General features: G+C 61.8%; 12 protein-coding genes. 8 read left to right on the forward strand and 4 right to left on the reverse strand.

From position 1 onward, the window contains the following. Positions 1-23 precede the first annotated feature (23 nt). The 7 genes from JOE32_RS18940 to JOE32_RS18970 all read left to right on the forward strand — a co-directional run bounded on the left by JOE32_RS18940 (position 24) and on the right by JOE32_RS18970 (position 5,861). Complete coding sequence (locus JOE32_RS18940) at positions 24-1,658, forward strand: OFA family MFS transporter (RefSeq protein WP_209987433.1); 1,635 nt, start codon at positions 24-26, stop codon at positions 1,656-1,658. A gap of 258 nt (positions 1,659-1,916) precedes the next feature. Beyond that, positions 1,917-2,510 (forward strand): imidazoleglycerol-phosphate dehydratase HisB, encoded by a 594-nt coding sequence (hisB, locus tag JOE32_RS18945; protein ID WP_003237513.1) that lies wholly within the window; start codon positions 1,917-1,919, stop codon positions 2,508-2,510. Then, entirely contained in the window at positions 2,510-3,148 is a 639-nt protein-coding gene (hisH, locus tag JOE32_RS18950) for an imidazole glycerol phosphate synthase subunit HisH (protein WP_057008572.1), read from the forward strand. Before hisB ends, hisH begins: the two co-directional genes overlap by 1 nt. After that, positions 3,148-3,405 carry a DUF2164 domain-containing protein gene (locus JOE32_RS18955; protein WP_209987435.1) on the forward strand — a complete coding sequence of 86 codons (258 nt, stop codon included), beginning with the start codon at positions 3,148-3,150 and terminating at the stop codon, positions 3,403-3,405. Before hisH ends, JOE32_RS18955 begins: the two co-directional genes overlap by 1 nt. A gap of 39 nt (positions 3,406-3,444) precedes the next feature. Further along, a complete protein-coding gene (hisA, locus tag JOE32_RS18960) occupies positions 3,445-4,194 on the forward strand; it encodes a 1-(5-phosphoribosyl)-5-[(5-phosphoribosylamino)methylideneamino]imidazole-4-carboxamide isomerase (RefSeq protein WP_209987438.1) in 750 nt (249 codons plus the stop codon). An 83-nt stretch (positions 4,195-4,277) separates the two neighbouring features. Further along, entirely contained in the window at positions 4,278-5,048 is a 771-nt protein-coding gene (gene hisF / locus JOE32_RS18965) for an imidazole glycerol phosphate synthase subunit HisF (RefSeq protein WP_003171107.1), read from the forward strand. 66 nt (positions 5,049-5,114) lie between these two features. Next, on the forward strand, positions 5,115-5,861 hold the full coding sequence (locus JOE32_RS18970) for an ABC transporter substrate-binding protein (RefSeq protein ID WP_209987439.1): 747 nt from the start codon (positions 5,115-5,117) through the stop codon (positions 5,859-5,861). Between the two features lie 523 nt (positions 5,862-6,384). Here the strand turns inward: JOE32_RS18970 and JOE32_RS18975 are convergent. From JOE32_RS18975 to gpmI, 4 genes are all read right to left on the reverse strand, one after another. Continuing rightward, positions 6,385-7,158, reverse strand: a complete 774-nt coding sequence (locus JOE32_RS18975; RefSeq protein WP_209987442.1) for a divergent polysaccharide deacetylase family protein — start codon at positions 7,156-7,158, stop codon at positions 6,385-6,387. 1 nt (position 7,159) lies between these two features. Continuing rightward, positions 7,160-8,488: a S41 family peptidase gene (locus tag JOE32_RS18980; protein WP_209987444.1), complete on the reverse strand. Its 1,329-nt coding sequence runs from the start codon at positions 8,486-8,488 to the stop codon at positions 7,160-7,162. Between the two features lie 30 nt (positions 8,489-8,518). Next, positions 8,519-9,814, reverse strand: a complete 1,296-nt coding sequence (locus JOE32_RS18985; RefSeq protein ID WP_209987446.1) for a murein hydrolase activator EnvC — start codon at positions 9,812-9,814, stop codon at positions 8,519-8,521. A gap of 257 nt (positions 9,815-10,071) precedes the next feature. After that, a complete protein-coding gene (gene gpmI / locus JOE32_RS18990; protein WP_209987448.1) occupies positions 10,072-11,598 on the reverse strand; it encodes a 2,3-bisphosphoglycerate-independent phosphoglycerate mutase in 1,527 nt (508 codons plus the stop codon). 151 nt (positions 11,599-11,749) lie between these two features. Between gpmI and JOE32_RS18995 the strand changes: the two genes are divergently transcribed. After that, entirely contained in the window at positions 11,750-12,163 is a 414-nt protein-coding gene (locus JOE32_RS18995) for a rhodanese-like domain-containing protein (protein WP_003237494.1), read from the forward strand.

Below are 12,163 nucleotides of genomic sequence, written 5' to 3' on the forward strand. Positions count from 1 at the left end.
ACTAACAACTGGGGGAAACACCAATGAGCACAAAGCCTGCGTTCCTGTCCAAGGAGCGCATTATCGCCAAACCGGGGTTCAACCGCTGGCTGGTTCCACCGGCCGCCCTGGCCATCCACCTGTGCATCGGCATGGCCTACGGCTTCTCGGTGTTCTGGCTGCCGCTGTCCAAAGCGCTGGGTATTACTGCGCCGGTTGCGTGTGCACCGGACATGAGCTTTATCACGCAGGTCTTTTCGTCCCAGTGTGACTGGCCCATCTCCATGCTGGGCTGGATCTACACTCTGTTTTTCATTTTCCTGGGCTGCTCGGCAGCGATCTGGGGCGGCTGGCTGGAACACGCCGGGCCGCGCAAGGCTGGCGTTGTATCGGCCCTGTGCTGGTGCGGTGGCCTGTTGATTTCGGCGCTGGGTATCTATACCCACCAGATCTGGCTGATGTGGATCGGTTCCGGCGTGATTGGCGGTATCGGCCTGGGCCTGGGCTATATCTCGCCCGTTTCGACCCTGATCAAGTGGTTCCCGGACAAGCGCGGCATGGCCACCGGCATGGCGATCATGGGCTTCGGCGGCGGCGCGATGGTCGGTGCACCTTTGGCCGCAGCGCTGATGGGTCACTTCGCTTCGCCAACCAGCGTGGGCGTGTGGCAGAGCTTCCTGGTGATGGCTGCGATCTACTTCGTGTTCATGATCGGCGGCGCACTGTCCTACCGCGTACCGCCGACCGGCTGGAAGCCTGAGGGCTGGACGGCGCCGGCGAAAAAAGCCAGCAATGCGATGATCACCCACCGTCACGTGCACGTGAACGTGGCCTGGAAAACCCCGCAATTCCGTCTGGTGTGGCTGGTGCTGTGCCTGAACGTTTCCGCCGGTATCGGCATCCTGGGCATGGCTTCGCCGCTGCTGCAGGAAGTGTTCGGCGGCAAGTTGCTGGGCGTGAATGTGCCGTTTGGCCAGCTGGATGCCGGGCAACTGGCGTCGATTGCTGCGATTGCGGCGGGCTTTACCGGTCTGTTGAGCCTGTTCAACATCGGCGGCCGGTTCTTCTGGGCGTCGTTCTCTGACTACCTGGGCCGCAAAAACACCTACTTCGTGTTCTTCGCCCTGGGCTTTGCCCTGTACGCGCTGATCCCGAACCTGGGGCACCTGGGCAACGTGGCGCTGTTCGTGGCGGCGTTCTGCGTGATCCTGTCGATGTACGGCGGCGGCTTCGCCACCGTGCCGGCTTACCTGGCTGACCTGTTCGGTACGCAAATGGTCGGTGCGATCCACGGTCGCCTGCTGACCGCCTGGGCTGCGGCCGGCGTGCTGGGCCCGGTGCTGGTGAACTACCTGCGTGAATATCAATTGAGCATTGGCGTTGAACGCGCTGCGGCCTATGACATTACCTTGTACATCCTCGCCGGTCTGTTGGTGCTGGGCTTCATCTGCAACCTGCTGGTGCGCCCGGTGGCCGACAAGTACTTCATGAGCGACGCCGAACTGGCTGCCGAACAGGCGCTGGGCCATGACAAGGGCGCTGATGCGTCCACCGTGCTGGAGTGGAAAGCCTCCCCTGGCAGCAAGCCGCTGGCGATTGCCGCCTGGCTGGTGGTGGGTATTCCGTTGGCGTGGGGTGTGTGGGTGACCCTGCAGAAGACGGCGGTACTGTTCCACTGATAACGCCGCAATAACTTGTGGGAGGGGGCTTGCTCCCGATGGCGATGGGTCAGTTGCCTATTTGCAGGCTGATCCGCCGCTATCGGGAGCAAGCCCCCTGCCACATTGGGGGGGGCCGAGTTCGCATCAGCGGGTTCCAGTTGTATGCACATGTCTATCCCCGACACTCCATCAGTCTTATCCCCTCCGATGTTTCTGTTTGCCGCCCGCACCCCTATAATGGCCACCTTTTTCGCCCAATGATTTGCGGAGCTGGTGATGGTCGAACGTATGGCGTCCGTCGAGCGCGACACTCTGGAAACCCAGATCAAAGCCTCGATCAACCTGGATGGCACCGGAAAGGCCCGATTTGATATCGGTGTCCCCTTCCTTGAGCACATGCTGGACCAGATCGCCCGTCACGGGCTGATCGACCTGGATATCGTCAGCAAGGGCGACCTGCACATCGACGACCACCACACGGTGGAAGACGTGGGCATCACCCTCGGCCAGGCCTTTGCCAAGGCCATCGGCGACAAAAAAGGCATCCGTCGCTACGGCCATGCCTATGTGCCGCTGGATGAAGCGCTGTCGCGCGTGGTCATCGACTTCTCCGGTCGCCCGGGCCTGCAGATGCACGTGCCCTACACCCGCGCCACCGTAGGCGGCTTCGACGTCGACCTGTTCCAGGAATTCTTCCAGGGGTTCGTCAACCACGCACTCGTCAGCCTGCACATCGACAACCTGCGCGGCACCAACACCCACCACCAGATCGAAACCGTGTTCAAGGCCTTCGGCCGCGCGCTGCGCATGGCGGTGGAGCTGGACGACCGCATGGCCGGGCAAATGCCGTCGACCAAGGGCGTCCTGTAATGCAGACGGTCGCGGTTATCGACTACGGCATGGGCAACCTGCATTCGGTGGCCAAGGCCCTCGAACACGTGGGTGCCGGCAAGGTGCTGATCACCAGCGATGCCGATGTGATTCGCGAAGCCGACCGCGTGGTGTTCCCCGGTGTGGGCGCGATTCGCGACTGCATGGCCGAGATTCGTCGCCTGGGCTTTGACAGCCTGGTGCGTGAAGTCAGCCAGGACCGTCCTTTCCTCGGTATCTGCGTGGGCATGCAAGCCCTGCTGGATCGCAGTGAAGAGAACAATGGCGTCGACTGCATCGGCCTGTTCCCCGGCGATGTGAAGTTCTTCGGCAAAGACCTGCACGAAGACGGCGCCCACTTGAAAGTCCCGCACATGGGCTGGAACGAAGTGCGCCAGACGCTGGATCACCCGTTGTGGCATGAGGTGCCGGACATGGCGCGCTTTTACTTCGTGCACAGCTACTACATCGCCGCCGGTAAAGCCGGCCAGGTGGCAGGCGGCGGGCATTACGGCGTCGACTTCGCCGCCGCGCTGGCCGAAGGCTCGCGTTTTGCCGTGCAGTTCCACCCGGAAAAAAGCCATACCCATGGCCTGCAATTGCTGCAGAACTTCGCCGCGTGGGATGGCCGCTGGTAATGGCCAGGAAGGCCAAAGCACCGATCTTGACCCTCACGCCCGAGCAGGAGCGTGAGGCCACCGACAAGATCAAGCGCTTCATGCAGGACCGTTTCGAGCTCACGCTGGGCTCGTTCGAAGTGTCCGAGATTCTTGAGCTGTTCACCCTTGAGGTGGCGCCGCACTATTACAACAGGGCGATTTTCGACACGCAGACGCTCCTTAAAGAAAGGTTCGAAAGCCTCGAAAGCGACTTGTGGTCGCTTGAGAAACCCTGATTTCCCAAGCATTGCTGAATATCGAATAAGGTTTGCCAGATGCTGATTATCCCCGCTATCGATCTCAAGGACGGCGCTTGCGTACGTCTGCGCCAGGGCCGCATGGAAGACTCCACCGTGTTCTCCGATGACCCGGTGAGCATGGCCGCCAAGTGGGTGGAAGGGGGCTGCCGTCGCCTGCATCTGGTGGACCTGAACGGCGCCTTCGAAGGCCAGCCGGTCAATGGTGAGGTGGTCACCGCCATCGCCAAACGCTACCCCAACCTGCCGATCCAGATCGGTGGCGGTATCCGTTCGCTGGAAACCATCGAGCACTACGTCAAGGCGGGCGTGAGCTACGTGATCATCGGCACCAAGGCCGTGAAAGACCCGGCCTTCGTCGCCCAGGCCTGCCGCGCGTTCCCCGGTAAGGTGATCGTCGGCCTGGATGCCAAGGACGGTTTCGTCGCCACCGACGGCTGGGCTGAAATCAGCACCGTGCAGGTGATCGACCTGGCCAAACAGTTCGAAGCCGACGGCGTCTCCGCCATCGTTTATACCGACATTGCCAAGGACGGCATGATGCAGGGCTGCAACGTGCCGTTTACCGCTGCGCTGGCCGCCGCGACGAAAATCCCGGTGATCGCCTCTGGCGGTATCCACAACCTGGGCGACATCAAGTCGCTGCTGGACGCCAAGGCGCCTGGCATCATCGGCGCCATCACCGGCCGTGCGATTTATGAGGGCACCCTGGATGTGTCCGAAGCTCAGGCCCTGTGTGATGGCTATGAGGCCAGCTTCAAGTTGTAAGCTGCAAGCTGCAAGTAAAAGCAGACCCGCTTCTACTTGCAGCTTGCAGCTCAAAGCTTGCAACTCTTATCGGAGATAAGCCCATGGCGCTGGCCAAACGCATCATCCCTTGCCTGGACGTCGACAACGGTCGCGTGGTCAAGGGTGTCAAGTTCGAGAACATCCGGGATGCCGGCGACCCGGTGGAAATCGCCCGTCGCTACGATGAGCAGGGTGCCGACGAGATTACCTTTCTCGACATCACCGCCAGCGTCGACGGCCGCGACACCACGCTGCATACCGTCGAGCGCATGGCCAGCCAGGTGTTCATCCCGCTGACCGTGGGCGGTGGCGTACGCACCGTGCAGGATATTCGCAACCTGCTCAACGCCGGTGCCGACAAGGTCTCGATCAACACCGCCGCAGTGTTCAATCCGGAGTTCGTCGGCGAGGCTGCGCAGCACTTCGGCTCGCAGTGCATTGTGGTCGCCATCGACGCCAAGAAAGTCTCGGGCCCCGGCGAAACCCCGCGCTGGGAGATCTTCACCCACGGCGGGCGCAAGCCGACCGGCCTGGACGCGGTGGAGTGGGCGATGAAGATGGAAGGCCTGGGTGCGGGCGAAATCCTGCTGACCAGCATGGACCAGGACGGCATGAAAAACGGCTTCGACCTGGGCGTGACCCGCGCCATCAGCGACGCGCTCGGCATCCCGGTGATCGCCTCCGGCGGCGTCGGCAACCTGCAGCACCTGGCCGATGGCGTGATCGAAGGCCACGCCAGCGCAGTGCTGGCGGCGAGCATTTTCCACTTCGGCGAATACACCGTTCCCGAGGCCAAGGCCTACATGGCCGCGCGCGGTATCGTGGTGCGCTAAACGCTGCTGGACAGCATGGCAGGCGCGCGGCACTCTCTGCGCTTGCCATGGATTCCGGTAGCCTACATGTTCAAACAACTCCTGCTTGCCACGTCCCTGCTGTTGGCTGGTGCGGCCCACGCCGACGAACCTTCTGACGCCGCGCTGGTGTTGCTGACGGAAAATTTTCCGCCCTACAACATGGCAAAAAACGGCAAGAACTTCGCCAGGGACGAGAACATCGAAGGCATCGCCGCAGATATCGTGCGCGAGACCTTCAAGCGCGCCGGCATTGCCTACAACCTCACCCTGCGGTTCCCCTGGGAGCGCATCTATAAACTCACCCTGGAAAAACCCGGCTACGGCATTTTCGTGATGGCGCGCCTGCCCGAGCGTGAAGCGTTGTTCAAATGGGTAGGCCCCATCGGCCCGGATGATTGGGTGCTGCTGGCCAAGGCCGACAGCAGGATTGAGCTCAGCAGCCTCGAGCAGGCGCGCCGCTATAAAATCGGTGCCTACAAGGGCGATGCCATTGCCCAGACCCTGGACAGGCAAGGCCTAAAGCCGCTGGTTGTGCTGCGCGATCAGGACAATGCGCAACGACTCATGGACGGCCAGATCGACCTCTGGGCCACCGGCGATCCCGCCGGGCGTTATCTGGCGCGTCAGGTGGGCGTGACCGGGCTCAAGACCGTGTTGCGCTTCAATAGCGCTCAACTCTACCTCGCGTTGAACAAGAACGTGTCGGATGAACTGGTGGCGAAGCTTCAGGCCACGCTGGATCAATTGCGTAAAGACGGCGTGGTCGACGAGATCATGGCGCGCTACCTTTAACCTGCAGTCACCAGCTCCCACGACTGCAGCACGGCAATCAGCGGGACAAACACGGTCAAAAATGTGGGAGGCTCCGCCAAGTCTTCGACTTAGCGCTGTCGCGCAGCAAACTGGGGCCTCTGTGGCGAGCGGGCTTGCCCCGCGTTGGGGTGCGAAGCGCCCCCAATCAAGCAAAACGCGGTGTACCTGATACGGCTCAGCGCCTGGTTTTGGGGCTGCTGCGCAGCCCAACGCAGGACAAGCCTGCTCGCCACAGGGAATCTGCGCTTGACTGAACGGCATTGGGGCAAGCCCGCTCGCCACAGGAATGTGGCTGACTGAAACTTCAGGTTTTAAAATCAATACGTTATTTTGTGTTTGATAAGAGCTGGCTTGCCTGCGAAGGCGTCGGCCCGGTAAACATGGATGCTGACTGACGCACCGCTTTCGCAGGCCAGGCACACCGCCGCTCACATAGGGGTCTGCTCTTAACTGAATAGCATTAGGGCAATCCTGCTCCCACAGTGGTATGTCGCCATCTTTTCTAACGGTACTGGCCGTTCTTGCCATGGCCGCCCATGGCCTGATTGCTGCGCAGGCTGATCATCGATTTGATATCGATCCATTCGACGCCTTGTGCCTTGAGCCGGGGCAGTTCGCGCTCCAGTACCGCCAGGGTTTGTGGATAAGGGTGGCCGATCATCACCACCGATCCCTGCTTGTGCGCCAGCTTGATCGCGGTTTGCAGTTGGGTGGTGATGGCCGCTTCGGTGCGTTCGTCATCCAGAAACACATCCCGCGAGACACTGGCCAGGCCAATCTTCTGCGCCTCGGCGGCGGCAACGGTCTGCGCGCTGGTGCGGCTGTCGACAAAGAACTTGTGACGACGCTGCAGCTCGCCCATCAGCCAGGCCATCGCCTGCGGCTGGGCGGTCATGCGGCTGCCCATGTGATTGTTGATGCCAGCGGTGAAAGGCACGGCTTCGAAGGCGGCGTCCAGGCGCTTGCCGAGTTCTTCGATGGGCAATTCAGGGTGCCAGGCGAACGGGCCGGTGGCCGGGTCCATGGGCATGTGCAGGATCACGATCTTGCCGGCCTTGTGGGCTTCGCGGGCGAATTCGGCGGCGTGGGGCGTGTCGGGCATGATCGCGGTGGTGACCGGCCCAGGCAGGGCCAGCACACGCCGATCCCGTGGCAGGTTTTGCCCCAGGTCGTCGATGATCAGGGTCAGGTAGGCCTTTTGAGATTCGCCGGCAGGCGTCGCGTGGGCGACACCTGCCAGGCTACACAGCACGGCGATAATCAGGGCAAGGCGCATATCAACGGTTGCGCGTGATGCTCAGGCCCTTGAGCAGGCTCAACGCCTGGGCCAACTGGTAGTCGTCGTCCTGTGGCATCGGCTTGGCTTTGGCGCCGCTGCCGGTAGGCTGGTCGGCGCCGCCATTGCCATTGCCCAGGTGACCTTGCAGGTCGGCCTCCTTGTAGTACTCGCTGTCGATCTCGTTGGTGATCTTGGCCTTGCGCACCTCAATGTCCGGCACGATGCCCTGGGCCTGGATCGAGCGCCCGTTCGGCGTGTAGTACAGCGCAGTGGTGATTTTCAGGGCGCGCTCGTTGTTCAGCGGCAACACGGTTTGCACTGAGCCCTTGCCGAAGCTGGTGGTACCCATCAGCACGCCGCGCTTCTGGTCCTGCAGGGCACCGGCGACGATTTCCGAGGCCGAGGCGCTGCCGCCGTTGATCAGCACGGCCAGTGGCACGTTTTCGCTGAGGTCGTTACCGGTGGCCGAGAAACGCAGCTCGGAATTGGCGATGCGGCCCTTGGTGTAGACGATCAGGCCCTTGGTGATGAAGTGGTCGACCACTTCCACCGCCGATTGCAGCACGCCGCCCGGGTTGTTACGCAGGTCGAGCACGATGCCGTTGAGCTTCTTGCCGTTGTCCTTGCGCAGCTTGGCCAGGGCCTTGGCCACTTCGTCGCCGGTCTTGACCTGGAATTGAGTGATGCGGATGTAGCCGTAACCCGACTCCAGCAATTGGCTCTTCACGCTCTTGACCGTGATGGTCGCGCGGGCCAGGGTCACGTCAAACGGGTTGCCGCCGTCGCGCACCAGGGTCAGGGTGATTTTCTGGCCGAGCTTGCCGCGCATCTTGTCGACGGCTTCGGTCATGGTCTGGCCGCGGGTGGGCTGGCCGTTGATCTTGACGATCAAGTCGCCGGCCTGGATGCCTGCCTTGGACGCCGGGGTGTCGTCGATTGGCGAGACCACTTTGATCTGGCCGTCTTCAGCGCCCACCTCAATACCCAGGCCACCGAACTCACCGCTGGTGCTTTCCTGCAGCTCGGCGAAATCTTCCGGACCAAGGTACGCAGAATGCGGGTCGAGGTTGCTGAGCATGCCCTTGATGGCATTTTCCAGCAGGGTCTTGTCGTCTACCGGTTCGACATAGGCTGCCTTGATGCGGTCCATGACCTCGGCAAAGGTGCGCAGCTCGTCCAGCGGCAACGGCGCCTTGGTGGTCGCGGCAGAGGTCGCGGCTGTGGCGGCGGGTGCGGACGCAGCGGCCTGATCGGCGAAAGCCAGCGGCGCGCCGGTCACCAGGGCGATCGTCAGGGCCAGCGAAGTGAGGCGGGACAAATGCAGCATGTCGAACGAACTCCTAATGTAGGTACGGCCCTATCCTTGGGAACGGCACCATTGTGCAGGGTCGCTCGGGCGGCCCTGCTGACGAATAGCGAAGTACAGCGCCGGGGTGTCCTGGCCACCACTGTTACCCACAGTGGAGATGGATTCACCGGCTTTTACAACATCACCTGCCGACTTGAGTAATGTCTGATTGTGGCCGTAAAGGCTCAAATAGCCATTGCCGTGGTCAAGAATCACCAGCAGGCCAGCGCCGCGCAGCCAATCGGCGAACACCACGCGCCCACCGTGAACGGCGTGGACCTGGCTGCCGGCAGCGGCGCTGATCATCACGCCATCCCACTTGGCGCGGGTGTCATCGCCACGGGTTTCACCAAAGCGTGCCAGTAATCGACCATCAACCGGCCATGGAAGTTTGCCGCGTGCTGAAGCAAAAGGGCCGCCGAACGACTCGCCGGTGCTGGAAACCAGCGGGCCGGGCGCTGCACGCGCCGGTTTACGCGGCGCTGGCGCGTCGGTGGTGGCCGCCTGTTCGGCCTCACGCTGGCGCTTTTTTTCGGCTTCCTGCTGGGCGATCAGCGCTTTTTGCCGCGCCTCTTCAGCCTCGCGAGCCTGGCGGGCCAGGGTTTCCTCGATGGTTTTGAGCACCTTGGCCAGGTCGGCCTGGTCCTGCACGCGGGCCTGCAACTTGGCGTCGCGGGCCTTGACGTCGTCGTTGAGCTTGGCAAGGGCCAGCTGGCGTTCCTTGCGTACCTTATCGAGCTGGTCACGCTGGGTATCGAGGACGGTTTTCTGGTCGAGCAGCTGCGATTGCTGGTCGGCGATTTCCTGTTCGACATTGGCCAACTGGCGCAGGGTTTCGTTGAACCCTTTCAATTGCTCCAGCCGCGCTTTGCTCAGGTAATCGTAATAGGTCAGGGTGCGTGCGAATTTCTCGGGGTTCTGCTGATTGAGCAGCAGCTTGAGGTATTCCTGGCGGCCGCTCTGGTAAGCGGCGCGGGCCTGGATCGCAATCAGGCGTTGCTGTTCAACGCGTGCGCTCTGGAGTTTTTTTTTCTCAGCGTCGAGTCGCTCCAGTTCCGACTCGCTCTTCTTTAGTTCTTTTTGCAGCTCCTGGACTTGCTTCTCCAGCTTGCCCATCTCGGTTTCCGTACCGCGCAGGTCTTTCTGCACCCCGGATTTTTCTTCCTGGAGTTTGCCGAGCAGTTTTTTCAGCTCGGTAATATCCTGACGCGTAGCGTCCAACTGTTGTTGGGTTTGTGCGCGCTCATCGGCAAACGCCGGTTGGAGCAGGCAGACAAGAGCAAGGGTAATCAAGGCGCGAAGCATAGAGGCGGGCGACACCAGGGAAATGGACGGCCTAGTATGCCCGCCAAGCGCGGCAAAAAAAACGCCCAATTCGGGCTGGAAGGCAAGATAGGTTCCGAGTGGCGCCGGTATGGCAATAGGACATCTTCTAAACACTGGAGATCCAATGTGGGAGGGGGCTTGCTCCCGATGGCGGTGTGTCAGCTAAATATAGGCTGGCTGAGCCACTGCTATCGGGGGCAAGCCCCCTCCCACATTGTTTCGCGGCGCTTTTTAGATCAAACCAGGATCGAAGTCCCGGTCATCTCCACCGGCTTCTCCATCCCCATCAGCATCAGCATGGTCGGCGCCACATCTGCCAGTACGCCGCCGTGACGCACCTTGAAATCGCGCTTGCCCACATAGATGAACGGCACCGGCTCGGTGGTGTGGGCGGTGTGGGCTTGACCGGTGGATTCGTCGGACATCTGCTCGCAATTGCCGTGGTCGGCGGTGATCAGGGCTTCGCCGCCGACCTTTTCCAGCGCATCCACAATGCGACCCACGCACAGGTCCAGGCATTCCACGGCCTTGGTCGCCGCTTGCAGGTTGCCGCTGTGGCCGACCATGTCGCCGTTGGCGTAGTTGACCACGATCACGTCATAACGCTGGTGCTCGATGGCATCGACGATTTTGTCGGTCACCTCAGGCGCGCTCATTTCCGGCTGCAGGTCGTAGGTGGCCACTTTTGGCGATGGGATCAGGATGCGTTCTTCGCCCGGGAACGGTTCTTCACGCCCACCGGAGAAAAAGAAAGTTACGTGGGCGTACTTCTCGGTCTCGGCGATGCGCAGCTGGGTCTTGCCATTTTTGGCCAGGTAATCGCCCAGCACGTTGTCCAGGCTGCTCGCGGCAAAGGCGGCGGGGGCCGGGATGCTGGCGGCGTATTGGGTCAGCCCCACGTACTGGACTTTGGGCTGGCGCGCGCGCTCGAACTCCTTGAAGCCATCTTCGACGAACACGCGGCTCAGCTCGCGGGCGCGGTCGGCGCGGAAGTTCATGAATACCACGGCGTCGCCGTCTTCGACCTTCACCGGCTCGCCGATGGTGGTGGCCTTGACGAACTCGTCGCTCTCGCCACGCGCATAGGCCGCTTCAAGACCTTGCTGGGCGGTGGCGGCATTGAATTCGGCCTGGCCGTCGACGATCAGGTTGTAGGCCTGGGCGACGCGGTCCCAGCGGTTGTCGCGGTCCATGGCGAAGTAGCGCCCGACCAGGCTGGCAATGCGGCCCTTGCCCAGGGCGGCGAAGGTGGCGTCCAGCAGTTCGATGGACGATTGCGCGCTTTTTGGCGGAGTGTCGCGGCCATCGAGGAAGGCGTGCAGGTAGATCTTCTCGGCGCCGCGCTTGAAGGCAAGCTCGGCCATGGCGACCAGGTGGTCCTGATGGCTGTGTACGCCGCCGTCGGACAGCAGGCCCATGAAGTGCACGGCCTTGCCGGCGGCCACTGCTTTATCGACCGCTGCGCAGATGGTCGGGTTCTCGAAGAACTCGCCGTCGCGGATCGCTTTGGTGACGCGCGTGAAGTCCTGGTATACCACTCGTCCGGCGCCGAGGTTCATGTGGCCCACTTCCGAGTTGCCCATCTGGCCGTCCGGCAGGCCCACGTCCATGCCCGATCCGGAGATCAGGCCGTTGGGCACAGTGGCGGTCAGGCGGTCCAGCACCGGCTTGCGCGCCGCGTATACCGCGTTGTCGTGGTGGCTTTCACTGTGTCCGAAGCCATCGAGAATTATCAGGACCAAAGGTTTAGGCGTGGTAGTCATAGATCCTCTCGCGGCGGTAATAAAGGAAGGCGTTTGAAAAGTGAGTGGCAGTTTAAAGCGAAGTTCAGACTGAGTCACCGCTTTACAGGGGTTGGCCCCCCCTGACGGCTGTGTATACTTACCGCCATTTTAACGCCCTGGAACCTCCTTGATGGTTGATCACCTGATTGCATTTGCCACTGCCCACTATCTGCTCGTGGGTGCTTTCGTCATCCTGCTGGCGCTGCTGATCGCTCACGAGATGAGCCGTGGTGGCCGCAGCTTGAGCACGTCGGAGCTGACCTCGCTGGTCAACAAGGACGAGGCCGTCGTGGTGGACATTCGCCCGGCCAAGGATTTCGCCGCCGGCCACATCGTCGGTGCTCTGAACATTCCTCAGGACAAGCTGATCGCGCGCCTGCCCGAGCTGGAAAAGCACAAGGCCAAGACCATCATTCTGGTCGATGCCCAGGGCCAGCACGCCGGCACCCACGCTCGCGAAATGCTCAAGCTTGGTTTCACCGCCGCCAAGCTGTCTGGCGGTATCGGCAGCTGGAAGGCCGATAACCTGCCGCTGGTGAAGTGA

Source organism: Pseudomonas sp. PvP025 (assembly GCF_017832155.1).
In the GTDB taxonomy this organism is placed as follows: Bacteria; Pseudomonadota; Gammaproteobacteria; order Pseudomonadales; family Pseudomonadaceae; genus Aquipseudomonas.

What these genes read in the sequence shown, in the direction of transcription:
- JOE32_RS18970 (WP_209987439.1), top strand. Translation starts at nt 5,115, where the DNA reads ATGTTCAAACAACTCCTGCTTGCCACGTCCCTGCTGTTGGCTGGTGCG.
- hisB (WP_003237513.1), top strand. Translation starts at nt 1,917, where the DNA reads ATGGTCGAACGTATGGCGTCCGTCGAGCGCGACACTCTGGAAACCCAG.
- JOE32_RS18980 (WP_209987444.1), bottom strand. Translation starts at nt 8,488, where the DNA reads ATGCTGCATTTGTCCCGCCTCACTTCGCTGGCCCTGACGATCGCCCTG.
- JOE32_RS18940 (WP_209987433.1), top strand. Translation starts at nt 24, where the DNA reads ATGAGCACAAAGCCTGCGTTCCTGTCCAAGGAGCGCATTATCGCCAAA.
- hisF (WP_003171107.1), top strand. Translation starts at nt 4,278, where the DNA reads ATGGCGCTGGCCAAACGCATCATCCCTTGCCTGGACGTCGACAACGGT.
- JOE32_RS18985 (WP_209987446.1), bottom strand. Translation starts at nt 9,814, where the DNA reads ATGCTTCGCGCCTTGATTACCCTTGCTCTTGTCTGCCTGCTCCAACCG.
- hisA (WP_209987438.1), top strand. Translation starts at nt 3,445, where the DNA reads ATGCTGATTATCCCCGCTATCGATCTCAAGGACGGCGCTTGCGTACGT.
- gpmI (WP_209987448.1), bottom strand. Translation starts at nt 11,598, where the DNA reads ATGACTACCACGCCTAAACCTTTGGTCCTGATAATTCTCGATGGCTTC.
- JOE32_RS18975 (WP_209987442.1), bottom strand. Translation starts at nt 7,158, where the DNA reads ATGCGCCTTGCCCTGATTATCGCCGTGCTGTGTAGCCTGGCAGGTGTC.
- JOE32_RS18995 (WP_003237494.1), top strand. Translation starts at nt 11,750, where the DNA reads ATGGTTGATCACCTGATTGCATTTGCCACTGCCCACTATCTGCTCGTG.
- hisH (WP_057008572.1), top strand. Translation starts at nt 2,510, where the DNA reads ATGCAGACGGTCGCGGTTATCGACTACGGCATGGGCAACCTGCATTCG.
- JOE32_RS18955 (WP_209987435.1), top strand. Translation starts at nt 3,148, where the DNA reads ATGGCCAGGAAGGCCAAAGCACCGATCTTGACCCTCACGCCCGAGCAG.